21 protein-coding genes are annotated in these 26,360 nt (G+C 56.3%); 12 read left to right on the top strand and 9 right to left on the bottom strand.

What is annotated here, in order from left to right:
• Window positions 1–25: 25 nt before the first annotated feature.
• From rlmB to ACYSMN_RS13655, 5 genes are all read right to left on the bottom strand, one after another.
• A complete protein-coding gene (gene rlmB / locus ACYSMN_RS13635) occupies window positions 26–1,063 on the bottom strand; it encodes a 23S rRNA (guanosine(2251)-2'-O)-methyltransferase RlmB (protein WP_488924447.1) in 1,038 nt (345 codons plus the stop codon).
• Window positions 1,027–2,253 carry a GWxTD domain-containing protein gene (locus ACYSMN_RS13640; RefSeq protein WP_488924448.1) on the bottom strand — a complete coding sequence of 409 codons (1,227 nt, stop codon included), beginning with the start codon at window positions 2,251–2,253 and terminating at the stop codon, window positions 1,027–1,029. Before ACYSMN_RS13640 ends, rlmB begins: the two co-directional genes overlap by 37 nt.
• Window positions 2,254–2,396: 143 nt before the next feature.
• Window positions 2,397–5,396, bottom strand: a complete 3,000-nt coding sequence (locus ACYSMN_RS13645) for a glycosyltransferase family 117 protein (protein ID WP_488924449.1) — start codon at window positions 5,394–5,396, stop codon at window positions 2,397–2,399.
• Between the two features lie 219 nt (window positions 5,397–5,615).
• Window positions 5,616–6,260 carry a T9SS type A sorting domain-containing protein gene (locus ACYSMN_RS13650; protein ID WP_488924450.1) on the bottom strand — a complete coding sequence of 215 codons (645 nt, stop codon included), beginning with the start codon at window positions 6,258–6,260 and terminating at the stop codon, window positions 5,616–5,618.
• Window positions 6,261–6,553: 293 nt separating this feature from the next.
• Entirely contained in the window at window positions 6,554–7,345 is a 792-nt protein-coding gene (locus ACYSMN_RS13655) for a biotin--[acetyl-CoA-carboxylase] ligase (RefSeq protein WP_488924451.1), read from the bottom strand.
• A 15-nt stretch (window positions 7,346–7,360) separates the two neighbouring features.
• Between ACYSMN_RS13655 and rsfS the strand changes: the two genes are divergently transcribed.
• The 7 genes from rsfS to ACYSMN_RS13690 all read left to right on the top strand — a co-directional run bounded on the left by rsfS (window position 7,361) and on the right by ACYSMN_RS13690 (window position 16,741).
• Entirely contained in the window at window positions 7,361–7,750 is a 390-nt protein-coding gene (gene rsfS, locus ACYSMN_RS13660) for a ribosome silencing factor (protein ID WP_488924452.1), read from the top strand.
• Window positions 7,751–7,840: 90 nt separating this feature from the next.
• The gene (gene ftsH / locus ACYSMN_RS13665) at window positions 7,841–9,952 is read left to right on the top strand and encodes an ATP-dependent zinc metalloprotease FtsH (protein ID WP_488924453.1); all 2,112 of its coding nucleotides are present in this window, start codon (window positions 7,841–7,843) and stop codon (window positions 9,950–9,952) included.
• Between the two features lie 113 nt (window positions 9,953–10,065).
• Window positions 10,066–10,731: a LutC/YkgG family protein gene (locus ACYSMN_RS13670; RefSeq protein WP_488924454.1), complete on the top strand. Its 666-nt coding sequence runs from the start codon at window positions 10,066–10,068 to the stop codon at window positions 10,729–10,731.
• Entirely contained in the window at window positions 10,697–11,509 is an 813-nt protein-coding gene (locus tag ACYSMN_RS13675; protein ID WP_488924455.1) for a UDP-2,3-diacylglucosamine diphosphatase, read from the top strand. The genes ACYSMN_RS13670 and ACYSMN_RS13675 overlap by 35 nt, the downstream gene beginning before the upstream one ends.
• Before the next feature lie 136 nt (window positions 11,510–11,645).
• On the top strand, window positions 11,646–12,491 hold the full coding sequence (locus ACYSMN_RS13680; RefSeq protein ID WP_488924456.1) for a hypothetical protein: 846 nt from the start codon (window positions 11,646–11,648) through the stop codon (window positions 12,489–12,491).
• 198 nt (window positions 12,492–12,689) lie between these two features.
• Window positions 12,690–13,853, top strand: a complete 1,164-nt coding sequence (locus ACYSMN_RS13685; protein ID WP_488924457.1) for a zinc-dependent alcohol dehydrogenase — start codon at window positions 12,690–12,692, stop codon at window positions 13,851–13,853.
• 260 nt (window positions 13,854–14,113) lie between these two features.
• The gene (locus tag ACYSMN_RS13690) at window positions 14,114–16,741 is read left to right on the top strand and encodes a S8 family serine peptidase (protein ID WP_488924458.1); all 2,628 of its coding nucleotides are present in this window, start codon (window positions 14,114–14,116) and stop codon (window positions 16,739–16,741) included.
• Window positions 16,742–17,038: 297 nt separating this feature from the next.
• Here ACYSMN_RS13690 and ACYSMN_RS13695 read toward each other — a convergent pair whose 3' ends face one another.
• Window positions 17,039–17,797, bottom strand: coding sequence for a M57 family metalloprotease (locus tag ACYSMN_RS13695; protein ID WP_488924459.1), 759 nt, complete (start codon window positions 17,795–17,797; stop codon window positions 17,039–17,041).
• A 548-nt stretch (window positions 17,798–18,345) separates the two neighbouring features.
• On the opposite strand from ACYSMN_RS13695, the gene ACYSMN_RS13700 reads away from it, so the two are divergent.
• Both ACYSMN_RS13700 and ACYSMN_RS13705 read left to right on the top strand, forming a co-directional pair.
• Window positions 18,346–19,887: a PSP1 domain-containing protein gene (locus tag ACYSMN_RS13700; protein ID WP_488924460.1), complete on the top strand. Its 1,542-nt coding sequence runs from the start codon at window positions 18,346–18,348 to the stop codon at window positions 19,885–19,887.
• A gap of 5 nt (window positions 19,888–19,892) precedes the next feature.
• Complete coding sequence (locus ACYSMN_RS13705) at window positions 19,893–20,381, top strand: gliding motility lipoprotein GldH (protein ID WP_488924461.1); 489 nt, start codon at window positions 19,893–19,895, stop codon at window positions 20,379–20,381.
• Window positions 20,382–20,555: 174 nt separating this feature from the next.
• Here ACYSMN_RS13705 and ACYSMN_RS13710 read toward each other — a convergent pair whose 3' ends face one another.
• Window positions 20,556–20,756 (bottom strand): cold-shock protein, encoded by a 201-nt coding sequence (locus tag ACYSMN_RS13710; protein WP_488924462.1) that lies wholly within the window; start codon window positions 20,754–20,756, stop codon window positions 20,556–20,558.
• A 269-nt stretch (window positions 20,757–21,025) separates the two neighbouring features.
• On the opposite strand from ACYSMN_RS13710, the gene ACYSMN_RS13715 reads away from it, so the two are divergent.
• Window positions 21,026–22,603, top strand: coding sequence for a hypothetical protein (locus tag ACYSMN_RS13715; protein ID WP_488924463.1), 1,578 nt, complete (start codon window positions 21,026–21,028; stop codon window positions 22,601–22,603).
• A 266-nt stretch (window positions 22,604–22,869) separates the two neighbouring features.
• On the opposite strand, the gene ACYSMN_RS13720 is transcribed toward ACYSMN_RS13715, so the two are convergent.
• Window positions 22,870–23,733 (bottom strand): hypothetical protein, encoded by an 864-nt coding sequence (locus tag ACYSMN_RS13720; protein WP_488924464.1) that lies wholly within the window; start codon window positions 23,731–23,733, stop codon window positions 22,870–22,872.
• Between the two features lie 190 nt (window positions 23,734–23,923).
• On the opposite strand from ACYSMN_RS13720, the gene ACYSMN_RS13725 reads away from it, so the two are divergent.
• Window positions 23,924–24,739 carry a phosphatase PAP2 family protein gene (locus tag ACYSMN_RS13725; protein ID WP_488924465.1) on the top strand — a complete coding sequence of 272 codons (816 nt, stop codon included), beginning with the start codon at window positions 23,924–23,926 and terminating at the stop codon, window positions 24,737–24,739.
• A gap of 94 nt (window positions 24,740–24,833) precedes the next feature.
• On the opposite strand, the gene ACYSMN_RS13730 is transcribed toward ACYSMN_RS13725, so the two are convergent.
• Complete coding sequence (locus ACYSMN_RS13730) at window positions 24,834–25,217, bottom strand: hypothetical protein (RefSeq protein WP_488924466.1); 384 nt, start codon at window positions 25,215–25,217, stop codon at window positions 24,834–24,836.
• Window positions 25,218–25,416: 199 nt separating this feature from the next.
• On the opposite strand from ACYSMN_RS13730, the gene tssD reads away from it, so the two are divergent.
• Complete coding sequence (gene tssD / locus ACYSMN_RS13735; protein WP_488924467.1) at window positions 25,417–26,355, top strand: type VI secretion system tube protein TssD; 939 nt, start codon at window positions 25,417–25,419, stop codon at window positions 26,353–26,355.
• The last annotated feature ends 5 nt before the right edge of the window (window positions 26,356–26,360 follow it).

Here is a 26,360-nt window from a genome sequence, read left to right on the forward strand (position 1 = left end):
TCGTTGAACGGCTAATTCCTCCTTCTCAATTCTTCGTTGATACCAGCCGCTGACGTAATACTTCAAACAGCATAATGCCGCTGGCTACCGATACGTTCAAGGAGCCAATCTGACCCGTCATGGGAATGCGGAGGCGGTGGTCGGCGAGTTGTAGGTATTCGGGGGAGATGCCGTCTTCTTCGCTGCCCATGAGAATGGCTACCGGACCAGTCATATCAACGGAGGCGCTTTCGAGGCTGGCGTCCGATTTTTCGGTACAGGCTACAATCTGCACGCCTGACTCGCGTAAGAAGCGCAGGCTGTCACGCAGATTAGCCTCCCGGCAAACGGGAATCAGATTCAGAGCCCCAGCCGAGGTTTTCAGCGCGTCACCGTTGATCTGGGCGGCACCGCGGGCGGGTACCACAATGGCGTGTACACCCAGGCATTCAGCATTGCGGGCAATAGCGCCGAAGTTGCGCACATCTGTGACCCGGTCCAGAATCAGCAAGAAAGGCGTTTTTCCTTCCTCGTAGAGCCCCGCCAAAATACTGTCGAGGGGCATGTAGTCAATCGGCGATACGAAGGCTACAGCGCCCTGGTGGTTCTTGCGCGTCAGTCCATCCAGCTTCTCTACTGGCACCGACGATACCGGAATGCCCCGTTCCCGAGCCAGGTCATTGATTTCCTGGGTCAGGCTGTTTTTTGTGCCGCGCAACAAGAATATCTTCTCCAGCGTGCGTCCGCCGTGCAGAGCTTCTAGAATGGGCCGCAAGCCAAACAGCATATCGATGCTCCGGTCGGCGGCGGGCCGGTGAGGGTAGCGGGGCTTATCGTCGGAGGAGCGGCTCGTATTACCGCGGGAACCCTCGTAGCGTTGGTCTCTCCGAGGTTCTTCCCGGCCCTCTTCTCGGCTTTCGGGGCGGCGGTAGCCAGCGGGGGAGTCGCCGTCGTTGTTGAAGTCGCGGCTACTATCGCGGCCGCCTTCGCGGCGTGGCGTGCGAGGAACCGGACGGTTTTCGGAATCAAAAAAGGTGCGGCGCGGCTTTAGCGGCCGGCGGCTGTCGTCGTTGCTTTTCTCCATTGCTCCACGGCGGCATACCAGAGACGTTCGTATTCGGGTCGGCGCACCAAATCATAGTGTTCGGGGGCAAAGGTACTGGGTTTGGGCCGGAACGTGTAAGTAGTTGAGGCCCCATTATCGCGGCCCCGGTATACCCACCGTTCCTCCTGCGCCGTGCGGTAGACAGCATCAGGCGGGCCTAGCACTACGTAGAGCATGCCTCGGTCCGTCATCCAGCCGGCTTTGTGAGCGGCAAACAACTCATTGGCCGTCGCTGCCCTTCCATAATACATTCGAATGGCCTGGCGGGCTAGCGTTTGTTGGCCCGCAGCGGCAGCCAGCCAGAACTCATCCACGGCTCTTTTAGGATTGGGCGCTTCGTAGAGCTTCTTGCGTTCGGCGGAAGTAGTCAGATAAATAAGTGGCTGAATTAATTCGTCGGCGGTAGTAAGGTTGGGGTACTCGCTGCCCGTAACAAGCAGGCCTATGATGCTGGGCTCTCCTTCCAACCGCAACGTGTACAAGCCCGGCTCCGGCAGGGCCAGAGGCACACCAGCGCGGGCAAAAAGGGAGTCGCTGACAGAAAGCTTGGCCGGGACGGCGGCTTGTCGATAAGGATCGGCATGAGGCGGCAGCGCTGCAACAAAAGGCGCCGCATATCGCTTCACGCTCACCACCTGGTCCTGGCCGTAACGGTCCACGAAGAAAGCCTCCTCGGCTTGGACTGTGCGACGCAGCAGTGGTAGCCCCAGACTATCGGTGAGCAGGAAGGGGCGATTCAGTCGCGCCGTTGTGATGGGTAACCAAGCTGCCTCACCAGTAGCGGCTTCGGCGGCTGGCGCACAGTCCATGCTTAGCACGGTGCCCGCCTGTAGTCGAGAAATTGGGAGGCAAAATTCCACTCGGGCTGCTGTTCCCTCACGCCGGATGCGGCGAGCTAAGTGCCGTACCGTGTCAGTCCAGAGCGGCCGCTTGGCATCATACGTTGTCCAAGCCATTATGCGCAACGGCTGCTTTTGCTGTAACACGCTGCCATCGGGAAACCGTAGGTAGATGCGTAGACTGTCTGCTTCCCGGCGGGTGTCGACGAGTAAACGCCGGTCGGGGCGGTACTGGCCGGCGAAATCGCGCCGCTGGGCCAACGCGGCTGAGACTGTGGCGAAAACTGCTATCCAGAAAAGTATGAGGGAATTCAGTAGTCGAGAGTTCACGGGCTGCAAAGTGAGGGTAGCTACGAAACGCAAAAGAGGCTTGCGCCGACATGACCGCAATAAAAAAGCCAGCCTTGATAAGAAGCTGGCTTTTTTACGGGGCTAACACGAGGCCAGCTAATGAAGTTGGCCCAAAACAGCTGTTATTGGCGCGGGAAGTACTGTTGCAGTAACTCCAGTGCCTTGCTGGCGCGGCGCTGATCCCCGACTTGTTCGGCGGCGCGGTATACGCTCTGCACGCCTAGCAAGTACGTTTGGTTTTCCATGTCGAATAGCGCCGGGTTGTGCGTCTGGTAATAGGCCAGGGCTACCTGGGCACGGCTTGTCATCTTATCCATGATATCGTTAGCCCGGTCTTTTTCTCCCACGGCTACCAGCGCCGGCACAAACTGCGGCGAGTAGTAGTCGTAGGGAATAGAGCTATCGGGCATGGCCTCAAAAGCTTTGTCCAGCACGGCTTTAGCTTTGGATTTATCACCGTTAGCCAAATACGTATTGGCGAGGCGTATGAACTTGTCGCGGTAATTGGCGGGGAAGCGCAGGTTGTTTTCGTCGTAGAAAACGCCCGGCTTGTTGAGGTTACGGAAGGCAAATTTCTTCATCATGTTGTCAAACATGAGGTCAGCCTGCACGTAACCTTCATCGGAGCTGCGCGGCTCGTAGTTTGGGTCCTTCATGGGCAGCACCCGGTAGGCCATGCCCTCAAGCTGGAAGTAGGGTTGCAGATTCATGAAGTCGGAGCCAGCTACGGTGCTAGAGAAGTAGATGGGGCGCTGCCAGTTGTTGGTAGCCAGCATGTCCAGAATCACCAAGTTTTTCTTCTCGATGGCGCTCTTACCCATGTCCCATTCCATGCGAGTCACTAGTTGCTTACGCCGGTCGGTAGGCACGAGGCCGAGCTTTTCCACCGCCGAGGTATCTACATCGAGGTAGAACTTGCGAGTGGGGTACGACATCATGGCCGGCTGATTCTCGCCGTACGACACCTGTAGCAACTCGCTGTTTTGCTTCACCAACTGAATGAACTCCTTCAGGTTTACTTCTTTCACGGCCGGATTTTCGGCGAAAGGCAAGTAGTCATTGGTGCCTTGCTTGTACCGGTCGTCGGGCATGGAAATGGGCAGTGGCTGCGACAGGTAGGCCCGGCGCTTCATCTGTTGAATGTACCAGTCGGTGTTAAGGTAGCTGAGCACGGCTACGCGCACATCGGTCCGCACTCCTTCCACTTCCTGCGCGTACCAGAGCGGGAAGGTGTCATTATCACCGTTTGTGAACAAAATGGCGTTTGGCTGCAAGGAATTCAGCAGGTTCTTAGCGGAATCCACCGAGTTGTAGCGGTCCGACCGGTCGTGGTCGTTCCAGCCCTGGCCAATTAGAATGGCCGGTGCCAGCAGGCCTAGCGCAGTGGCTGCTACGGCCCGGACTGTATCGGCGCGGAGCACTGCGCGCAGCACCTCCGCCAAACCTAACACACTCAACCCAATCCAGATGGCAAAGGCATAGGTGGCGCCCGTGAAAGTATAGTCCCGCTCACGTGGCTCAATGGGCGGCTGGTTCAGGTACACTACAATCGCCAAACCGGTAAACACGAACAGCAACCCTACAATGAAGGCATTGCGTGAGTCGCGGCGAGCATGGAAAAACAAGCCAATCAGCCCCAGAATAAGAGGAATGGCAAAGAAGTTGTTACGAGCTGCACTATTGGCCACGCGCTCCGGCACACCAGTTTTACCCGCATCCCAGGGCCACAAGGCTCCCGACTGCTGAATGTCGCTCTCGCGGCCCACGTAGTTCCAGAGGAAATAGCGCCAGAATTGGTGGCCCATCTGGTAGCGAAATAGAAACGATAGGTTTTGACCCATGGTCGGTTTCACGCCTTCCCGAATATCCACCCATTTCTGGTAGTTGTAGATGTGCTCAGGCTGGGGACTGTAGATGCGCGGCAGCAACATCTTGTCCGCGTCATCATAGACGACGTTCTGTCGCTTTTCAGCTACCACGTACTTGTTACCCTCACGCACGTAGCGCGGGGCACCGTCTTCGTAGCGAAGCGGCCGAGCGTTGAATTGCGGGCCGTAGAGCAGAGGCCGGTCGCCGTACTGCTCGCGCTTGAGGTAGCTCACGAAGCTCAGTACATCTTCCGGGTTGTTTTCGTTGATAGTGGGGTGGTAGCCGCTACGAATAGGAATGATGAGGTAGCTGGAGTAGCCAATCAAAATAAACACCAGGCTCAGCATGGCCGTGTTCACCAAGCGGCTTTGCTTTTGAAACGAGTAGCGGAAACCTAGCCACAGCAACCCAAAGAAAAGCACCAGGAAGATGATGATGCCCGAGTTGAAAGGCAGCCCCACACTATTAATGAAGAATACCTCGAAGGCACCCGCCAGCGAAGGCAGGCCAGGAATAATACCCGCCAGAATCAGCCCCACAATCACGAGGCTTATCACCAACGTGATGATGCCACCAAGGGTAGTAGGGTTGTCGGTGCGGCGGTAGTAGTAAATGAAAGCCAAGGCCGGCAACGCCAGCAGGTTCAGCAAGTGAACCCCGATGCTCAGCCCCACTACGTAGGCAATCAGAATCAGCCATTTGTCGGAATCAGCTTCGTGCGCACGGTTTTCCCACTTCAGCATTATCCAAACTACCACGGCCGTACACAACGACGACATGGCGTACACTTCGCCTTCCACGGCGTTGAACCAGAACGAATCGGAGAAGGCAAACGACAGAGCACCTACTACGCCAGCTCCTAAAATGAGCAGCGTCTCGCCAAAAGTTGGCTCCGGGGCGCCCGGTACCGTGTGCCCCGCCACCAAGCGGTGCAGCACTAGCTTCTTGGCCAGCATAGTGATGGACCAGAACAAAAATAGCACTGTAAACGAGCTGCTTAGCGCCGATAAGGCATTAATCAGCACGGCTACTTTCGTGACATCGCCGAACGAGAACAGGGAGAAGATGCGGCCTAGTAGTAGGAAAGTAGGTGCTCCGGGTGGGTGCGGCACTAAGAGCTTATAGGAGCAGGCGATGAACTCACCACAATCCCAGAACGAGGCAGTCGGTTCGAGCGTGAGCAGATAGGTGAGCGTGGCGATGGCGAATACCACCCAACCTACTAGGTTATTCAGGCTTTTATAAGAACGCATGCGTGCTTGAGGTAGGAGCGGAGCTTGTCCCCGCCCATCGTTGTTACCCAACGGGGGTTAGTTGATGCAGAAATTGGGAGAAAGGCCAAAAGTAGATAATAAATCCGGCCGCGCCGCACTCCATTTAACGGTCTAAAGAGCAAGGATTATATGGAGCGCACAAAAAAAGCGGTCCGAGCAGTCGGCCGCTTTTTCAGCAAGGGAACAAAAGGAATTGCGTCAGTTTTGTAAAACTAGCCGTCTGGTAGCTACCACCTTATCGTTGAGTAGTAGGCTGTAGACGTACATGCCAGCGGGCAGATCCGAGAGGTTAAGCGGCATTCCGGTGGTAGCGGCCTCGGGGCGTAGCGTGAAGGTGCGCACCTCGCGGCCAATAATGTTGCTCAGACGAAGCTTATACCCGTTTTCAGCACCAGCTTTCTTGTTCAGCGTCAGCATCACCAAGCCTTTGCTAGGATTGGGATAGATGTTGAGGCCTATGGTGGCCGCTTTAGAATCAAGAGTAGCAAGAGGAGCATTGTTAACGGTGATAGTGCCAATCATGCCCTCCCGTACTCCGCCACCGACAGACGCATGCGCCGAGCAATAGTAATTATAGGTGCCGAGCGTGTTGAAAGTGACGGTCCTAGTGGTATTGTTTGGACTGATGACAAACGTCTGCCAGGCTGCCGGGGTAGATTCTGATACCGTTGGGTGAACTCCGGTACCTACATTCACCCAGCGTATCTCGTCACCAGGGCGGATCTGTACGTTAGCGGGACGGTAAAAATTGTCACCGACTTCCACCGTAATGGTAGCAGCTATGGCCGAAAACTGAACCAGCAGCAAGGCCAGAACTACAAAAAGGCGAGTAGAAATTTTCATGACATTCATTAGGGGTTGCGGGTCTCAGGATGAGCTGAGGGCTCCAAATATAGGGTTTTTCCAACAATCGCGCAATGTTTTTCTTCTTCATAAACGTTGCGTTACATTCCACTGAAAACAAGCACTGTGCCTAATCGCTCGAAGCGTTTTGCTAGGCTACAGATAGCCGTTAGAGCATAAAGGTTGCTTTTGGTTTAAAGCGGAATGTACTCTCTACTCGAACAGCTAAGCGTAAAGGTTGCTAGTGCCACGAAAAATAATTTAAGCCAAATCCAAGAATGTGCGCAAATGCGTCAGAGCACGTAGCGTATTTCTTTCAGATCGAAGTGCCGAAGCTGACCCTCTAGAACTAGGGCGAGCCGACCAGTTTCATCTACCCCCACAATCTCACCCGTTACACGGCGCCCATCCACTTCGTAGGTGTTAGACTCTTGATAACGGTAGAGCACACGCAGATAATCGTGTCGAATGGCGGAAAGGCGACCAGCGCGCAGTTGCAAATAGCGCTGCTCCAAACTTTCAAGCAGGCGAGTAACTAAGGCTGGCAAGATGTAGGAGCGGCCCGTGAGGCTAGCCAGAGAAGTAGCAGTAGAAACGCCAAATTCTTGCTGATTCACGTTTATCCCTATTCCTACTATACTATTCTGAATCATTGTGCCAATGAGCGTGTTTTCAATCAAAATTCCCCCCAGCTTTTGGTCTTTGTAGAAAATATCATTTGGCCATTTCACGCGCAAGGCTTGGTCGGAGCCAAGTAGAGTGGAGGCCCAATCGTGTACACCTAGTGCCACGGCTTGGCTAAGCAGAAATTGGTTTTGCGCGGGCAGAAAGCTAGGCCGCCACACCACGGAGAACGTCAGGTTTTCGCCTGGTTGGGCTTCCCAGTGGTTGCCGCGTTGGCCCCGACCGGCGGTCTGTTTGTCGGTAATGACCACGCAGCCGTCGGTGGCGCGGTTTTCGCCAGCAAGGCGTTGTGCTTCACTGTTGGTAGAAGCACATTCTGGCAACCAAATCACTTGGCGGCCCGTGAACAACGTTTGGGGGGATAAAGCCTCCACTTGATTTTCGTACTTTGTGACGTTCAAACCTAACAATACCCCATGAAAAGTACCCTGGTTCGGCAGGATTCGGACAAGTTGGCAGATGTAGTAGTACGCGGCATGCAGGAAAAGAAGGCTGTCGATATCGTGGTGCTCAATCTTAAAGACCTTAAAAATGCTGTAGCAGACTATTTTGTTGTCTGCTCAGCTTCTTCAGATACCCAAATCGACGCTATTGCGCGCTCGGTAGAGGAAGAAGTGGATAAGCTCACGGGCCAGAGCCCGTGGCAAACCGAGGGCCGCACCAACCGCGAATGGGTTTTGCTCGACTATGTGGACGTGGTAGTGCACGTGTTTCTGCGCGACCGACGTCAGTTTTACGCCCTCGAAGAGCTGTGGGGCGATGCCGAAATCCGGTACGTGGAAGAAGAAGCTGTTACGGCCCGGTAAAGTAAACGCCGGCCGGTTTCGTCTGCTACCGGGAACAAACGTGCTGGCGGCGTGTTCCGCCTTTGTTTTTTGCTTAGTTAATCCCTATTCATGCCTGATAACACGCCCAAAAAGAAGAAGCCAATGCTGCCTTCGCCCGCTCCTAAGCCGGGCATGCAGCTTTGGCTGCTAGCCGGGTTGGTTTTCTTTCTGTGTGCCTGGTTGTTTTTCAACCAAAGCGGTAGCACAGTGGAAATCAACCAGCAGAAATTTGAGCAGATGTACGTTGCCGGTGATGTGCGCGACGTGAAACTGCTCACGGATCGGAACCTAGTGGAGGTTTCGCTCAAAAAACAAGCCCTGCAATCGGGCCGTTACAACCAGCTGCTGAGCCGCCGCGGGCCGCTGACCTTCGAAACCAGCCCGCAATTCGACTTCCGAGTTGTAGATGGCAAAACGTTTAAGGAAGACTTTGAAAAGCTTCAGACGCGAGCCAACATACCCGTGGAGCAGCAGATTGGTCTCACGTTCGACACGCGCACTGGCTACGGTGACGTTATTACAACTTGGGGTTTTACCATCCTGCTTTTTGTGGGCTTCTGGTTCCTGATGCGCCGCATGAGCGGTGGCGCCGGGGCTGGTGGTCAGATTTTCAACATTGGCAAAAGCCGCGCGGCTCTCTTTGAAGGTGGTGACAAGGTGAAAATCACTTTTAAGGATGTAGCTGGTCTGGAAGAAGCCAAAGAGGAGGTACAAGAAATCGTGGAGTTCCTCAAGAACCCCTCAAAGTTCACCATCCTCGGTGGTAAGATTCCGAAAGGTGCTTTGCTGGTAGGTCCTCCTGGTACAGGTAAAACTCTGCTAGCCAAAGCTGTAGCCGGCGAGGCCGACGTGCCGTTCTTCTCGCTGTCGGGTTCCGACTTCGTGGAAATGTTTGTTGGGGTTGGTGCGGCGCGCGTACGCGACTTGTTTAAGCAAGCTAAAGCCAAGGCGCCGTGTATCATCTTCATCGATGAGATTGACGCCATTGGCCGCAGCCGCAGCCGCGGCAACGTGCCCGGCGGCAACGACGAGCGTGAAAACACGCTGAACTCGCTGTTAGTGGAAATGGATGGTTTTGGTACCGATTCCGGCGTCATCATCCTTGCCGCTACCAACCGTCCCGATACGTTGGACTCAGCTCTGCTTCGTCCGGGCCGCTTCGACCGGCAAATTTCCATCGACAAGCCCGACATCAACGGCCGCACCGAGATTTTCAACGTGCACTTGAAGCCGCTGACTTTAGGTCCCGATGTGGAAGCCAAGAAGCTGGCTGCTATGACGCCTGGTTTCGCGGGTGCTGAGATTGCCAACGTCTGCAACGAAGCCGCCCTCATTGCCGCCCGCCGCGACAAGAAGATGGTGACCATGCAGGACTTCACCGACGCCGTGGACCGCGTAATCGGGGGCTTGGAAAAAAGAAACAAAATCATCAGCCCCGACGAGAAGCGTATTGTGGCGTATCACGAAGCTGGCCACGCTATTGCGGGCTGGTTCCTGGAGCACGCCGATCCATTGGTGAAAGTGAGCATTGTGCCCCGTGGGGTAGCGGCGCTAGGATACGCGCAGTATCTGCCGCGCGAGCAGTTCCTCTACAACACCGAGCAGCTCACCGATGAAATGTGCATGACCCTGGGTGGCCGTGCGGCTGAGGACATCGTATTCGGCAAGATTTCGACGGGTGCACTGAGCGACTTGGAGCGCATTACGAAAATGGCGTACTCCATCGTGACGATGTACGGGATGAATCCCAAGCTGGGCAACATTTCCTACTACGACTCGAAGGGACAGAATGAGTACGGTTTCTCGAAGCCTTATTCGGAAGCCACTTCGCAAATGATAGACGAGGAAGTGCGCAACATCATCGAAAATGCCTACATCCGCACCAAAGAGCTGCTGACCGAGCGTCGGCACGAGCTGGAGGTGGTAGCCAAAGAGTTGCTGGAAAAAGAAGTTCTGCTTCAGGACGACTTGGAGCGTCTCGTGGGCAAGCGTCCGCACGGCGTACAAACAAATTACCAGGCACACATGGCCGGCACCGACCGTTCGGAAACGTTGAGCGAGCGAAAGCAGGAGCACCCATTGCAAAACGACTTGCCCCCGCTGAACCTACCTGGTGTAGACGATGACCGGACGAGTGGTTCGACCACTGAGCCCAGCGGCAGCGCCGTGACGCCGGTTTAAGGACAACTTGGGATACATAGAAAAGCCGGTCTCGTAAGAGGCTGGCTTTTTTGTTGGTGGTCAGGTTGGTCCGGCCGTTTTCAGGTCTGCCAGCTTTCCGAGTACCTTTGTTTATGCCCGAATCTTCCCGCGACATTATTCTGCGCCGTATCCGCGAAGCCTTGCGCGAGCCAACGGCACCCAAGGCCGCGCCTGACTTCACGGCTCCGCTGCACCCGCCCGCCACCGGCGACCTGGCCGTCGCGTTTGCCGAGAGCTTCGTGCGGGTAGGAGGGCAGCTGTACTTCTGCGAATCGGAGGAGCATTTCTACGACCAACTTTTTGCCTACAAAAAGGAAAAGGAACTAGACCGGCTGTTTGTGTGGGAGCCGGAGCTAAAAAAGTTGCTTCACGCCGGCAGCATCGTATTTCAGCAGGATGAAACTGACTTTTTGGCCCACGCCGATGCTGGCCTGACTACCTGCGAGGCGCTGGTGGCCCGTACCGGCAGCGTGCTAGTGAGTGGCGCTACGGGCAGCGGCCGGCGCCTGAGCATCTACCCTGATCAGCATTTGGTATTTGCCCGCACTTCGCAAGTGGTGCCCGACATTGGCGACGCGCTACGGCTGGTGCAAGACAAGTACGGCGCGGACCATTTGCCTTCCATGATTTCACTCACCACTGGCCCCAGTCGCACGGCCGATATTGAAAAGACCCTCGTGCTCGGGGCCCACGGCCCGCGCAGCATTGCCCTGTTTTTGTTGGATGACGAAACCGACCCCGCCACCCCGCCTGCCTGAGCTGGCGCTGCTGCCCGGCCGCCGCGTCTACTTCGCCTCCGACTTCCACCTCGGTGCCCCCGATGCCGCTCGCTCGCTGGAACGGGAGCGGCGCATCGTGCGCTGGCTCGATGCCGCCGCCCAGGATGCCGCGGCCATCTATCTGCTCGGCGACATTTTTGACTTTTGGTTTGAGTACAAGCACGCCATTCCGCGCGGCTTTATCCGGCTGCAAGGCAAGCTAGCCGAACTCACCGACGCGGGCCTGCCCATCACCTTCTTCACCGGCAACCACGACATGTGGATGTTCGACTACTTCACGAAAGAACTGGGCATTCCTATTCTGCGGCACCCGGTGAGCCAGCTTATCGGTGGGCGCGAGTTTCACATTGGGCACGGGGATGGACTGGGGCCGAAAGACCACACGTACAAGTTGCTGAAGCGAGTATTTGCCTCACCTGTGTCGCAGTGGCTGTTTGCGCGGCTGCATCCTAATCTGGGCATAGCCATTGCCAATCAATGGAGCCGCCACAGCCGCATACAGAATGCGGAAGCCGATGCCCGCTATTTCGGCGAGGACGAGTGGCTGCTGGTGTACTGCCGGGAGCTAGAGCAGCGTTTCCACCACGACTACTACGTGTTCGGCCATCGGCATTTGCCCCTCGACGTGCCCGTAGCTCCCGGTAGCCGCTACCTCAACCTCGGCGAGTGGGTCAATTATTGCTCCTACGGTGTTTATGATGGTACAGACCTGGCTTTGCTGCATTTTGAGAAAGGAGAAGGTAGGAGTAGAAGTTAGAACTGAGAACTTAGAACTTAGAAGTTGGATATACAAGCGCCGCGCCGCGTCTAAGCTCTCAATTCTCAGCTCTCAGCTCTTATTACTCACTTCTACACTCCTGTTTTTCTCACGCTTTTCCCAGGCCCAAACTACCGTGCCCACACCAGCTTCGGTAGTGCCGCCGGGTAAGCCGGCGCCAGCTGCTGCCGCACCGGAAGTAGGGAAAGCTGCCGAGCCAGCATTGGCGGCAGGGGCGTGGCAGTTGGTGCAAACCATTGCCCTGCCGCAGCCGGGCGTGGCCTCTCTCGACCGGCGTGGCACACTCTACGTGGCCGATGCCAACAATAATATTCACCAGTACGGCCCCAACGGACAGGCGCTGAATGTGTACTCGCCACCCCAGCCGGGCCACGTGGCGCAACTGGAAGCCTGGAATACCACCAAGACGCTAGTGTTTTATGACGACCGGCAGCAGCTTGTGTTGCTCGACCGGTTTGCCGCGCCGCTGGGCCAGTTCAACTTGCTCGATTTGCTTGATGGCACCGTTCGGGCCGCCACGTTGGCGCCCAACGACCAGTTCTGGCTCCTGAACGAGTCGGATCTGACGTTGCGACAATTCGATCCTACGGGTAAAAGCCTCACCCTTTCCACGCCGCTTGACCTGCTTATCGGCCGCTCCAGACCTGACTTTCGGTTCCTGCGCGAATACCAGAACAACGTCTACCTCGTGGACCGCGTGAACGGCATCTACGTGTTCGACAATCTGGGCAACTACCGCAAAAAATTGCCCTTCCTAGATCTTAACACCATTAGCTTCCGCGGCGACGAACTGTATTTCTTGGCCGATGGGGCCGTACAGTTCTTTCATCTTTATAATTTTTCGCAACGCACTATGCCCTTACCCGCTGGCATAGCCGCCACCGAAGTGCGTCAGGTGCTGCTAGGGGAGGGCTATGCCTATGTGTTTGTGCCCGCTGGTATCCAAGTGTACCGATTGTGACGCAAGAGCCCGGCGTCAATATCCGTGTCCTCTGCGGGCTAAAAATTAGCTGGTCCGTAGTCCATTGGGGTAGTAGCTACGGTGTAGCAGAGAGAAGCTGAGCCATAACCTCACTTTCTGGTGGCCGTTAGCTGAGATATAGTTCAGTTCTGTTTCGACAGAGCCCTGCTCCGTTTCTCCTAACCAAAACCAACCCCTATGAAAGCACTCGTGTATCATGGCATGAAGGACGTTCGTGTCGACACCGTTGATGATCCGAAGATTGAAGACGCCCGCGACGCTATTATCCGCGTGACCAGCACCGCTATTTGCGGGTCTGATCTACATATTTATAACGGCAGCATTCCGCAGCCCCGGCCCATGGTACTGGGCCACGAGTTCATGGGCATCGTGGAAGAAGTGGGGCGCGGCGTGGGCAGCAAGCTCAAAGTCGGCGACCGGGTGGTGGTGCCTTTTCCTATTGCGTGCGGCACCTGTTACTTCTGCAATCACGAGCTGCCCGGCCACTGCGAGAATTCCAACCCCGACCACTACGGCCCGGAAGGCGGCTTGGCCACCGAAAAAGGCGGCGCGCTCTTCGGCTACACTGACCTATACGGCGGCTACAATGGCGGCCAGGCCGAGTACGTGCGCGTACCCTATGCCGACTTCGGCCCCCGCGTCATTCCCGATTCCTTAACGGACGAGCAGGCCCTATTCCTGACCGATATTTTCCCTACGGGTTACTCTGGTATAGACTGGGGGGAAGTGAAAGGTGGCGAGTTCGTGGCTATTTTCGGGGCCGGTCCAGTGGGCGTGATGGCTGCAAAATCGGCGTGGTTGCGCGGCGCGGCCCGCGTCGTCATTGTCGATACGCAGCAGTACCGTCTCGATAAAGCTAAAGCTACGGCCAATGCGGAAACCATTCTCTGGGATGGGGCTAAAGAAGTGGTAGAACAAATCCGGGCCATGAGCGAAGGCCGCGGCGCCGACGTGTGCGTAGAGTGCGTGGGCTTCGAGCCGGACCGAGACTTGCTCGACCGAGCTAAAGCAGTTATCAACCTCGAAAAAGGCTCACCCAAAGTGCTGGAAGCCTGTATGAGTGCCGTGCGGCGCGGAGGCATCGTGTCGGTGCTCGGCGTTTACAGCTCGCCCTTCGACAACTTCCCCATCCATCAGTTTTTCGACAAAGGCATCACCATCCGGGGTGGCCAGGCGCCCGCCCAAAAGCACATCGACAAGCTGCTACAATACGTGATTGAAGGCAAGGTGGTGCTCGACGACATCATTTCGCACCGGCTGCCCTTGGCCGAAGCGGCCCACGGCTACGACATCTTCCGCAACAAAAAGGACAACTGCACAAAAGTGGTGCTGAAGCCATAAAGATTACTGGTTTATTTCTACAAAAGAGCCTGCCTAGCGCAGGCTCTTTTTTGTCCGTCGACTTGCACGTATCTTCCATGAGCCTGCCTTACGTAGGTGCTTAGTTGATTTACAGATAGGTGTCATGAGGTCAAAAAGCCACAATTATATAGGTGCAGAAAATTACTTTAAAAGATGACCTATTGATTTCTGTTTAAATTTGAGGATAAGGCTACTGCATTCACATCATTGCCCTGATCTGGTAATTATTCAATCTCTATATGGTGTATCGTGGACTTTCTGTTTGGGTAGCTACTGCGTTGCTGCTGGTTTCATGCTTCTCCTCAGTAGCTCAACACCGTCCTGATGCGGACAAGCTGGCTCCTAGCCTTCGGCTTTCCCTGGCCCGGCAGCAACAGCCCGGTGCCCAAACCGTGCGGGTTCAGGTGCGCAATACACCAGAGTTTGAACAATGGGCTCGGCGTGCCTTGCCCGGTGTTGGGTTGCAACGCGAAAAAACGCAGCCGCAGCTACTGACGCTGTCGGAGGTGAGCCGGACGCAGCTGGAGCAGCTGCTGGCTTCGCCGCTGGTTACGTTTATTGATGTGCCCAACCGCGTGGCCCACGAAGAGCAACTGCTCAACCAAGCCGATTATACTGTCAATAGTATTACCGCCCTGCACCGGCGCTATCCGGGCCTTACCGGCCAAGGGCTTACGGTGTCAGTCAAGGAAAACCCATTTGATCCTGCTGATATCGATTTCAAAGGCCGCTTGCTAGAAGTAGACCAAAATGCTTCGCCATCTCAGCACGCCACCATCATGGCTACGCTTGTTGCTGGCGGTGGCAACTCGGGGCCAGCCGGCAAAGGCGTTGCCTGGCAGGCCCGCCTTACTCCAGCTGACTATGCCAACCTATTGCCCGACGACGGTACGCAACTGCAACAACGGACCGTAAGCGTGCAGAATCATTCCTACGGCACGGGCATTGAGAATTACTACGGCCTCGAATCACAAGCGTACGATGCGCAGGCCCGCCAATTTTCAACGCTGCTGCACGTATTTTCATCGGGTAATTCCGGCAGCCAGGCCAGCCCTACCGGCACCTATCAAGGCCTGCCCAACGTGGCCAACCTGACCGGGCAGTTCAAGATGTCGAAGAATACGCTGAGTGTGGGTGCTACCGACGCGCTGGGGCAAATAGTGCCGTTCAGTTCCCGTGGTCCCGCCCACGACGGCCGCGTGAAGCCCGAACTGGTAGCCTTCGGGGCCGATGGCTCTTCCGACGCTGCGGCGCTGGTGTCGGGCATCAGCCTGTTGGTGCAGCAAGCATACCGCAACCAAAACGGTGGGACGCTGCCTCCCTCGGCGTTGGTAAAAGCAGCGCTCATCAATAGTGCCGATGATACGGGCCGTCCGGAAGTGGACTTTGCTACGGGTTTCGGGCAGGCCGATGCGTTAGGTGCCGTACGCACCATTCTCAATGGCCGGTTTCGGACTGGCACTGTTGCGCAAAGCCAGGAGCAGGTTATTCCGCTCACTGTGCCCGCTGGCACGCAACAACTGAAAGCCACGCTCGCCTGGACCGATGTCGAAGCCGCCGGCAATGCCTCCCGCGCCTTGCTCAACGACTTGGACCTGGAGCTGGTGAACGTAGCTACTGGTAGTCGGTGGAAGCCCTGGACACTGAGCAGCTACCCGCACCTTGATTCGCTGAGCCTGCCTGCCCGTCGCCGCGCCGACCACCTCAACAATGTGGAACAAATTACGCTCAGCGCGCCGGCGCCGGGCAACTATGAGTTGCGGGTGCGAGGTTACGCCGTGCCGGTGGGCCCCCAAGTCTTCAGTGTAGCCTACGAGCTGAATGCTGGTTTTGAGTGGCTGGCGCCCACAGCCGAGCGCAACGTACGTCCCGGCGAAACCGCTCAATTACGCTGGCGGTGGGCCGGACCCGCCACATCGGCCCAATTGGAATACCGCCCCATTGGCGCCAATGCTTGGCGCCGGGTTGGCTCTACCTTGAACTTAGCTACGCGTACCACCACTTGGTCCGCACCCGACACCACCACGCTCGCCGAACTTCGGATGGTGACGAATACTGGCACGTTTGTGTCCGATACGCTGGTGGTGGCCCGGCCGCTACCGTTGCGTATCGGTTATGCCTGCCCCAACGAAGTGCTGTTGTATTGGCCGCACATACCCGGGGCCGCGCAGTATCAGCTCTACCGGATTGGCGCTACGCACTTAGAGCCGGTGACCCGCACGTCTGACACCCTCCGCATCCTGACTGGTGGAGAGTTAGCCGTACCTAATTTTGCGGTGGCGCCGCTGGTGCAAGGGCGCCTGGCCGAGCGTGGCACTACCATCAACTTCAGCACGGCTGGTTTTGATTGTTACCTGCGTTCCTTTCTGCCCCGGCAACCCGCCGCCGATACCGTGCAGCTGCTGGCAGAGCTAGGCAGCACGTTTGGGTTGCAAAATCTGCAGCTACAGCGCTTAGTGCAAGGAGAATTCCAAACGGTGCTCACCATCAATCCGGTTACGCAACTACAGTTCACCTTGCCCGACCTCGATGCGCCGAGTGGCTACAATCAGTACCGGCTGCAACTGCAGGATATAAATGGTCGGGTGTTCTATAGCCAGGTAGAAGGCGTTTACCGCGTGGGGCGCGCCGAGGTACTAGCTTTTCCGGTGCCCGTAGTAGCTGGCCAGCCGCTCAATGTGGTGGGCCCACCCGGCGCCGCGCTGCGCCTGCGCCTCTACGATGCGCTAGGCCGGCTGATGCGCGAAACCATCGTCGACGGTACTATCAATTTATTTCCCACCGACGGCCTGCGCCCGGGCACCTACCTACTACGCATCGCCCCGAACAATTCTCCGGAAATCACGCGCCGCATTTTGATAGAGTAGGATAGGAAAGCATCTAGCTTACTGCTCCCTTCGTGGGCCTGTATTGTGCTGCTTATATACATTGCTTCGCGGCATTCCACCTTGCTTGCCGTCAGCAGTCTATATGAGTTTCGACGACTATTGAGGCTATTTTATCGACTCTTGTCTTGCTCGCTCGCAACAGTAAACATGATGGTCCATGATAGCGGGATAAGCACCAAGGCCCTTCAAAAACAAAATCCCCGACTTGAGACAAGCCGGGGATTCTAGTTTAATTCGGTGGCTTGTCCCTATGCAAGGGCCAAGCAGGCGATGCGCCTAGTACACGTAGCTGAGAGCCGTGCGGTCGTTGGAATTGAATGGACGGTCGCTAGCAGAGCCAATGCAAGCCAGCATCCACGAGCTTGGATCAGGACCGGAAGGCGTGCCGGGAATCAAGATGGCTCCTACGTTGCTAGCTCCTTCGTTGGAGGCTTGGCCGCCGCAGCTGTAAGCGCGGTTCATGTAGTCGGTGTGGCGGAAGCCGATGCAGTGACCCATCTCGTGAGCCATGATGGTGGCGATGTTGTTAACTGAACGATTGCCAATTACGTTGGGCACCAACTTGAAGCCAGGGGCGGGGTTGCCGTTTGAAGGGAAACCACCCGACTGCCCAAGTACGCCGGGGCCGAGGTCGGAAGAGTACGTCACTGGAATGTCGGCGGTGCCCGACGTAATACGGCGGAAGGTAATGCGCAGTCCTTCGGCGTTGTAACGGCGAATCGCTTCGTCGATGGCCGTCGAATAATTGGCTGGAAACTGGCTCGACAAACTCACCGTGAGCACCCGCGGCAAACGAGATACGAGATTAGTGGTCCGGTACTGCTCATCCTGGCCTACACGCAGCATGGAGTACTCGGGAGTGCTAGCCAGAATCTCGTCGGTTAATAGAATGTCGCCTTCCACCCGAACACCTCCTTCAACTTTCTCAGCGCCCTGGACGCTGAAACCTAGGGTACGGATTTGACCGATGGTTTCTTCGGAAATTTCATTTTTAGCTACTGTTTCTTGCTTCTGTTCGCAGGAGGACAGAGCCATAGCTGAGCTTGCAAGCAAAGCTAGTGGAGCCAGTAAACGGGTTACTCTCATGGGGATGGTTGGTTTGGTTGTGGTAGTGAAAAGGACAAATTGTATCGGAATATTAGTCATTTGTTGATGATATTTCAAAATTATAGCAGTTGATTTAACAAAATTATATACATAGTTGCGTTTAATTATTGAATTCATTTTTTCAGTATGAAACCTCAATAAAGTGCATCAGTGTGGAAATTGTGAAGGTTTTAGGGCTATGTCTAAAATCTAATTCCCATATCAAGAGATACTAACTACCATTCGTTTGGAAAGTAGCAAAAACCCAAACTTGCTCCACCGTAGCACAAGCCTCTTGGTTCATTGGGAATTCTTCCGCCTCCGAATTCTGTATCTTTGTAGAAACCGACTTTTCGCGGCGCAACGCGCTGCTTCACGATATACATACTTTACAAGTGGCCTGTACTTCTTGCTCATCAGGCGGAGGCTGCTCCACTACAACCACCTCGGGCTGCGGCTCGAAAGGCAGTTGTAGCAGCGGCTGTACCCGTCTCAACGTGTTCGACTGGCTCCAGGACCTGGACACGCCTAGTGACTTCAAGGGCTTCGATCTAGTCGAAATCCGCTTCAAGGGCGGCCGTAAAGACTTTTATCGTAATGCCAGCCACCTGCCGCTTATCACTGGCGATGCCGTAGTGGTGGAGGCTGGCGGCAACGGCTGGCATCTGGGCCACGTCTCGCTCAAGGGCGAGCTGGTGCGCCTGCAAATGAAGAAAAAGAAGGTACCTACCGACTCCAAAGAAATCCGCAACATCCTGCGGGTAGCCAGCGAGCAGGACGTAGAGCGCTGGAATGCCGTACGTGACCTCGAAACCGGCACTATGTTCCGAGCCCGCACCGTGGTGGATGAGTTGCGCCTGAAAATGAAGCTCTCCGACGTAGAGTATCAGGCCGACCGTACCCGCGCCACGTTCTTCTATTCGGCCGAAGACCGGGTTGATTTCCGGGACCTTATCAAGCGCCTCGCCGATGAGTTTCGGGTGCGGGTGGAGATGCGCCAGATTTCATTGCGCCACGAAGCCGGCCGCCTGGGTGGCATTGGGGTATGTGGGCGCGAACTGTGCTGCTCCACTTGGCTCACCGATTTCAAAAGTGTGAGCACCACCGCCGCCCGCTACCAGAACCTGAGCCTTAACCCGGCGAAACTCTCCGGGCAGTGTGGCCGCCTCAAGTGTTGCCTCAACTACGAGCTCGATACCTACCTCGACGCTCTCAAGGATATTCCGCAAGTGCAGCGCCCGCTCCAAACCGAGAAGGGCGAATATGTGCTCCAAAAAACCGACATCTTCCGCCGGAAAATGTGGTTTGCCATGCGTGGCGACAACAACTGGGTGGTGCTGCCCACCGAGCGTGTGCGGGAAGTGCAAGAACTAAACAAGCGCGGCGAGAAAGTGGAATCGTTGCTGGTAGCTGTGCGTGAAGAAGAGAAGGCGCCCGACGTAACCGCCATTGTGGAAGGCTCGCTGGAACGTCTCGATGACAAAATCAAGTCGGCTAAGCGCGCGAAACGCTCCAAAAAGAAAGCCAAGCCCGAAGCCTCCGCGGCCGAGCGGCCTGCTTCCATCCCCCGCGAGGGTGGCCGGGGTAGCCGAGCTACGGCTCGCCCAGCCACCCCACCCAACGACTCCGATGTGGCGGCAACTGCCCCCGATGCCGCCGGGAATGCTGACGAAGCTCGGCGTCCTCGGGGCGCGGCGGCCCGCCCCATGAATCGGCGCAACAACCGCAACCGTTCCGGCAATGCCCCGGACGCTGGCCCCAAGCCCGAGGGGAACCGCGGCGAAGGCCGCTCGGTGGAAGGGCGGCGCGGTGCTCCCGAAGGCGGCACGGAGGCGCGGCCGCCCCGCGCCGGCAATGAGCGGCGCGGCGGCAGGGGCAATGCCAACGCTGGCGAAGGTGGCAACCGCACTGCTGGCCCCGAGGGCAGCACCGAACGGCCGCCTCGCGAAGGCGGTGGTGGGCGCAACCGCCGTGGTGGCCGTCGGCCCGAAGGCGGCGCGGCTGGAGCACCATCATCTACTCCTCCTGCTGCTTCCTAATGCCCATGCTTAAGCTGCTTCGTTTGGTGCCCGTGCTGGCGTTGGTTGTTGGCCTAACGGCCTGCGACCCAAATCAGCTTTACGAGAAGAACGTGGATTTCGAAGGTTATACCTGGTCGGTGCGCCAGAAACCGGCCTTTACCTTCGACATAGCCGACACTACGCAACGCTACGATGTGTACTTCAACGTGCGCAATGCATCTGCTTACGGCTACTACAATCTGTATCTGAAGCACACGCTAACCGACCCCGCGGGCAAACCAGTGTCGCAGCTGCTGCATCAGATGTTGCTCATGGACCCGCAGACGGGAGAACCCCGCGGTAGCGGCACCGGCGACATCTACGACCACCAGTTCCTGGCGCTTCCCAATCAGCGGTTTCATCAGGTTGGCACCTACAAGATTGTGCTGGAGCAGTACATGCGTCAAGACCAGCTACCCGGATTGATGGCCGTGGGAGTGCGCGTAGCCAAAACCACGACGCAAAAACCGTAGGCCGGCAACATTTATATTGTGTGCTCAAAAGCGCCGCATTAGCCTCTGGGCCAGTGCGGCGCTTTCGCGTTTGGGTGGTTTGTAACCATGTTAAAACAGAGCCGAGAAGCTTGTAAAAACAAGAAGCTCCGGCGATGGGCCGGAGCTTCAGGAAAAGCTGGTGGTGGCAATGGCTCAGAGAGCCGCTATGCGCTCCACTTTTACGGCATTCAGGCCCTTTTTGCCCTCGATAACTTCGAAGGATACTCGGTCATTCTCGCGTATTTCATGGATCAAGCCCGTCTGGTGCACGAAAATATCCTGGCTGTTTTCATCCTGGATAATAAAACCGAAGCCCTTCGATTCGTTGAAGAACTTCACTTTGCCCGTTTTCATAAGAGTACTTTGGTTGTTGTGGAAGTGTGGAAAGACACCGGTAAATCTAAGGGGTATTTCGAATAATTAATTTATCCGCGCCATAAACCTCTGTATAATCCTTGCGTCAAGAATTGTCGAAAAACCCTATTTATCAGATGATAAGACAATGCCCGGTGCCTGAATTATACTGCTGCAAATGGAGCATCAATTACGAACAATGGGTGAAACAGAAGCGTATAGCCGGGTATCTGCTTCGTTGATTTTCTCACCCAACCCTCGCCATTCCCATGGAAAACGAAGAAAAAAATTCGCAAATCCCTGCGCAGTCATTGGGCAGCGCCGATAATAAAGCTGGTTTGAATTCGGGCTTATCCACCACCGCTTCTACTTCGACTCCCGGCAGCCAAAATGCCACGCGGGGCCGTAAGAATCCGTCGGCAAATCCTAGTGCTACGGATGGTGTTACCGGCTCGGCGTCTTCCAGCGCCTCACTGGTTTCTTCGGAAATGAGTGCGGGCCAGGGCGCCATCGAAAGCAATCCGAAGCCTTCGAACCGTACTTCGTCTTCGGCCAGCAAAAAATCTGCGGCGCCCAGTGCTAAATCCGGCACTAGCGGCAAGACGAGCAGCGGCAAAGCCGCCACTGACAAGAACAATGCTACGCAGAACGCCGACAACCAAAGTTCGACGGTGGGCCGCAAAGGCAACCGCTACGATACCAGCAGCACCCAAGCCAGCTACGACGACGCGGACCGGCGCGAAAACCAGAACAGCGGCGCCAGCCGGGGCGAGTTTGGCAGTCATGGCCGCGGCAGCACGCAGGGCGGCTACGGTAATCAATATCGCGAAACCAACGACTACAACCGTAGCGGCTACTACAACGACAATGGCTACGGCGGCCATACCGGCCCCGACCACAATTCTTACCGCGAATACGACGGCCGCGGCGACTACAACCGCAACAATGGCCCGAGCGGCCAGGAGTATGGCTACGGCAATCAGAACGATGGCAACCAGAACTACGGTCGCCAGCCTAATGAATACCGCGGGCCGCAGTACAACCAAGGTTACGGCCAGCAAGGCTACCGCGACTCTTACGACGCCCGCGACCAAGGCAACAAAGGCTATTATCGCCAGGATGACTACGGGCAGCAGCGTTACGACAACGGCAACCGCTATGATCAGCGGGGCGGCAATGGTGGCTACGACCAAGGGCGCCCGCAAGACCGGCGCAACGACTATGGCGGCCAGAACCAGGGCCGCCCCAACGGTTATGAAAACGATAATGGCTCGGGCTACGGCCGGGGCCAGGGCTACAGCAACGACTACGGCAACTCATCGGGCGGCAGCGACTACGGCCGCAACCGTGGCTTCCAAGGCAACCGTGGCGGCTACGACAACCACTCCCGTAACCAAAACGAAGACAGCCGCTCCTCGCGCGGCGGCTACGACGACCAAGGCTACTCCGACCGCAGCAATTACGAGCGACGCGACTCGTACGGCAGCCCCGAGCGTGGCTACGGCCGCAACGAAGGCTACGACGAAGACGGGCGGTACAACAATAACCGCAACCAAGGCCGTTCAAACAACCCAAACGCTGCCCCCGACAACCGCAATGGCTACCGTGGGGGCAGCTACGGCGGCAACTCGGGCGAAGGCTACGGCTCCCGCGGCGGCTCCTACAACGACGAATACGATTCGTCGGACCGTAACAACCGCGGCGGCTCACCTTCCCGCGGCGACTACAACCGACAAGACCAAAGCCGCAACTACGGTCAGGACCGTCGCAACCAATACCGCAACGAAAACGACGATACCGACTACGGCTCCGCACCCCGTCGCAACCACGGCCGCGACGAGCAGTAGGTTATTGAGCCCCAAAGGGGCGGTATATCAGTAGAAAGAACGACAGTAGTCTTAGATAAAGCCCCATCGAGGAGCGACACATGCTCTGCCAAGTGTCGCTCCTCGATGGGGCTTTAAAGCTGTATTTGGCGCAATAGTACTCCCGGCATTTCGCCCCTCCAGAGCTTGACAAGCTACTGAACTTGCATTGTCAATTACTGATTTAAACATCAGAAAGGGCCCATTACATGATGTAGTGGGCTTTTCGTGTATTACGTGTCGAAATGCTACTTGTGCTTAATCCAGTAGATGCGGCCTTTCTCGTTGCTGAAAACCAAGTCAGTGTCATTGAGGAAAGCCAGGGCTTCGGTTTGGCCGGTGTTTGGAATGCGCAAATGGCTCTTGGGGCCCGCAAACAGGCGCTTGCCGGGTTGGCGCTCTATGAGGTAGATTTTTTCCTCGCCAAGCAGTGCCACCGTTCGGCCATTGGGGCTGATGTCGGCGGCGGTTATCCAGGTGTCGGTGCGGATGCTGTCAAGGAGGGTGGCTACGTGGTAGCCGGGCCGGGCGGGCAGGGCATACAGCTTCACGTAGCGGCCTTTGCCCCGGTTTTTGGTGAACAGATAGAGGCTGTCCTGGGCGTAGAAAAACGCTTCGCAGTCGAAGTTACGCTCGGCTTTACGGGGCGGGAAGTCGCGCTGGTCGGCGTAGCGAAAGCGGATGGTATCGATCAGGTGCAAGTCGGGGCCGCTGAGACGGTAGATGCAGAGGTTGCGCCGCTTGTTCTGGTTGTTGCCAAAATCGCCGATGTACACGCGCCCTTCATCGTCGCGGGCCAGGTCTTCCCAGTCGATGTTGACGAGGGGCGCCAAGTTGAGGGTTTCCAGCAAGTCGCCCTGGGGAGTCACTTTATAGAGCGCCGCCGTGCTGCCGCCGTCACCGTGAGTCCACAAGTCACCTTGCGCATTAGCTAAGGCGAAGCCGGAGCTTTCTGCCACTCCATCTTTGCGCATCTTGCCTGCCTCCGTCACACTGTACTCGGTTGCCCGCCGAGAAAAATCGCCCCGTTTTTCCTGCTGCACGCAGCTAGGTAGCACGGTTTGTAGCAGGAAAAGAAAGAAGAGCAGCTTGGCACTCGACGGGAATACCATAGACGAATGGATGGTTGAGCCTTGTAACGTCACTTCATCCGAATGGTTGGTCGAGCAGATTGACCCATTAAACCCGCCGAAAGAACTGGTCACATAATAGCATCCTACCTGGGCGGCGTCTGTGTTGCGGGGGCTAGGACAACGCGCTAACTTAGTGCTGAATAGTGCCTATCCACTTCCAGCCTCGTTGATGCGCTTATTGACTTGTTTCTTTCTGCTGATGGCCTGCTTGCTCAGCCATATCACCACTGCGCAATCTTCGCTGGTACCCTTTCCCCCCGATTCTGCGGCGAGGCCTGCCAGTGCCGCCTTATTCGCTAAACCATCTAAACCGTTTCTGCTGCGGCCTGCCGTGTGGCGCCTAGCCATCCCGACGGGCCTGATAGCCGCCAGTTACTGGGGCAGCTGCCACCGCAACAATGTGGTGTATGAAATGCGGGAAGAAATGCAGGAAGAAGCACAGGAGCTGTTTCCCCGCGGCCTGCGCACTCACCTCGACGACTACACGCGGCACGTACCGGCTTTGGCGGCCTATGGCCTACACGTGGCGGGGGTGAAATCCGAGCGGGGCGTAGTGGCCTTCACGATCTGCTACGGCCTGAGCCACGCCCTCAGCACGGGCATCGTCAGCCACCTGAAAAAAAGTGCCGCTATCCAGCGGCCCGACAATCCGGCCGACCTTTCCTCGTTTCCATCGGCCCACACCGCCGAAGCTTTTATGACGGCCACGCTGCTGCACGAGCAATTTGGCAAGAGCAGCCCCTGGATCAGCGCGAGCGGCTACGCCGTGGCCACCGCTACGGGTGCCATGCGCGTCATGCACAACCGCCACTGGGTAACGGACGTGGTGGCCGGGGCCGGAATTGGCTTTTTGTCGGCGGAGCTGGTGTGGCGGGCGTACCCGCAGGTAGCTCGGCTGGTGCCCGGCAAGCTAGGCCAGAAGCTGGTGGTAGTACCCACGTACCTGCCCGGTGGCGCAGTGGGCCTAGCCCTAGCAGTAAAGTAAAGCTGACCGTTTATAAAAATAGAGACTAAATAATAATCCGCTTGTTAGGCGGTGCCTGAACCTGCCTACAAGGCTATTCAGGCACCGCCTACGTTTAGATAGCGGCTTTACGAGCCGTTACAGCAGCTACGAAGGCTTCCGTTTCGGCTATCTGCACCTCCGTTTGGCCGTAAGCCAATTCACGGGTGAGCAGTGCTACGGCCCCACGGGCTCCTTGGCGGTCAGTTAACTCATCGCGCCGGTCGGTAGCGCGACGCAGCTCCGTTTCGCGCTTGCTGCGGCTGTCAGAGTCGGCGGGTAGCGTTGCGATGAGCGGTGTTAGAAAACCAATCTCTGCTTCTAAGCCAGTTAGCTCAGAGGTCAGGTTAATTGCCGAGTTGCTTGAGTTCTCGCGCTGGTAGTCAGAATCGATCAGGCGTTTGCGTAATACGCGCAGCTCCTCATCAGCAACTTTCAATACTTTGTCGCAGTCTGCCACAGTTGTTAATAGTTCTACAGAGTAAACCATCTGTAAATTGTGTTAAGAGTGAAAGGAAAAAATGTACGGTTCAAATATATAGATATAATTATCAGTATGGCAGATTTTCTTTGTGCTTATATTGCAGCCCAGCCTACTATCCCTACGCACCTATTGCCACTTGTTCTGCTTCAAAACTTTCACAGTTTGAAACGTTACAATGGCTTCATTCTCTGCTTACCTAGAACTAGAGGGGAAGAAATACATAGTGGTAGTATGCCGCTATAGCTTCCATCAGCACATCGACTACCGGGGCCGGCCTAGCAGCAAGGTCAGAAAAGGCCCCATCGACGTGGAGCTGTACGCCGTGGACGATACCGGCGCGCTGGTGGCGTGGACTACTTCCGACTGGAAAACGCTTTCCGGCAAGCTTGTCTTTCTGCAAGCGGATGGGTCGGCGATGAAACACCTGTGGTTTACCCATGCGTTTTGTGTCCGGCACCACGTAGCTTTCGACAGCACGGGCACCACGGGCGGAGCCTCGCTGCGCCTGAGCTTCACTATCTCGCCCGAAGACATGGGCGTGGAAGCCGGCAGTGGTGAGAACTGGGTAGCGCCACCAGCGCGGGCTTATGCGTATGTGCCGCCGGTAGCAGCGCCAACCTCCAATCCTTTAGCGTCCGTATTAGCCGCGCCGCCCGTAGTATCTGCTGCTGTTCTCGCGGGTCCTAAGCCGCCGAAAAATACCCCCGAGGGTATCGCTTGGCGGTGGGCTGACTATCTTAAAAACAAGCCAAACCCTTGGTCCTACGAACGTTGGATTAAGCAGACGCTAACGAATCATCAAAATTGTGAAGTTGGCTTATCACGTGAAGCGGAATATCAGGCCGCGATGGGAGGTATTAGCAAAACGTTGAAAACAGCCCACACAATGAGACAGGTTGACATCTTTATTAAACACATGGACTATTGCGGCCAGTTGAAGACTGGTAAACTCAGCTTAGGTAAACAGCAAGTAATCGATATTCAAAGAGATGAATGGCTGATTAAGCAACGAATGACAGTCGAGTACATCCTGGAAAAAGGAGGTAGCAAACCGCTACTGAAAGAATTGGCTCGAATTGGAGCCAGCATAAAGACCGGACCTCAAATTCCCTAAAAACC

This window comes from Hymenobacter sp. M1-2, assembly GCF_057808495.1.

Excerpts from the sequence above, each read along its gene's own strand:
- ACYSMN_RS13720 (WP_488924464.1), bottom strand. The coding sequence starts at position 23,733 with ATGGTATTCCCGTCGAGTGCCAAGCTGCTCTTCTTTCTTTTCCTGCTA.
- ACYSMN_RS13670 (WP_488924454.1), top strand. The coding sequence starts at position 10,066 with ATGCCCGAATCTTCCCGCGACATTATTCTGCGCCGTATCCGCGAAGCC.
- ACYSMN_RS13725 (WP_488924465.1), top strand. The coding sequence starts at position 23,924 with ATGCGCTTATTGACTTGTTTCTTTCTGCTGATGGCCTGCTTGCTCAGC.
- tssD (WP_488924467.1), top strand. The coding sequence starts at position 25,417 with ATGGCTTCATTCTCTGCTTACCTAGAACTAGAGGGGAAGAAATACATA.
- ACYSMN_RS13675 (WP_488924455.1), top strand. The coding sequence starts at position 10,697 with ATGACGAAACCGACCCCGCCACCCCGCCTGCCTGAGCTGGCGCTGCTG.
- ACYSMN_RS13715 (WP_488924463.1), top strand. The coding sequence starts at position 21,026 with ATGGAAAACGAAGAAAAAAATTCGCAAATCCCTGCGCAGTCATTGGGC.
- ACYSMN_RS13710 (WP_488924462.1), bottom strand. The coding sequence starts at position 20,756 with ATGAAAACGGGCAAAGTGAAGTTCTTCAACGAATCGAAGGGCTTCGGT.
- ACYSMN_RS13695 (WP_488924459.1), bottom strand. The coding sequence starts at position 17,797 with ATGGCTCTGTCCTCCTGCGAACAGAAGCAAGAAACAGTAGCTAAAAAT.
- ftsH (WP_488924453.1), top strand. The coding sequence starts at position 7,841 with ATGCCTGATAACACGCCCAAAAAGAAGAAGCCAATGCTGCCTTCGCCC.
- ACYSMN_RS13685 (WP_488924457.1), top strand. The coding sequence starts at position 12,690 with ATGAAAGCACTCGTGTATCATGGCATGAAGGACGTTCGTGTCGACACC.
- ACYSMN_RS13650 (WP_488924450.1), bottom strand. The coding sequence starts at position 6,260 with ATGAAAATTTCTACTCGCCTTTTTGTAGTTCTGGCCTTGCTGCTGGTT.
- rsfS (WP_488924452.1), top strand. The coding sequence starts at position 7,361 with ATGAAAAGTACCCTGGTTCGGCAGGATTCGGACAAGTTGGCAGATGTA.
- ACYSMN_RS13690 (WP_488924458.1), top strand. The coding sequence starts at position 14,114 with ATGGTGTATCGTGGACTTTCTGTTTGGGTAGCTACTGCGTTGCTGCTG.
- ACYSMN_RS13645 (WP_488924449.1), bottom strand. The coding sequence starts at position 5,396 with ATGCGTTCTTATAAAAGCCTGAATAACCTAGTAGGTTGGGTGGTATTC.
- rlmB (WP_488924447.1), bottom strand. The coding sequence starts at position 1,063 with ATGGAGAAAAGCAACGACGACAGCCGCCGGCCGCTAAAGCCGCGCCGC.
- ACYSMN_RS13705 (WP_488924461.1), top strand. The coding sequence starts at position 19,893 with ATGCTTAAGCTGCTTCGTTTGGTGCCCGTGCTGGCGTTGGTTGTTGGC.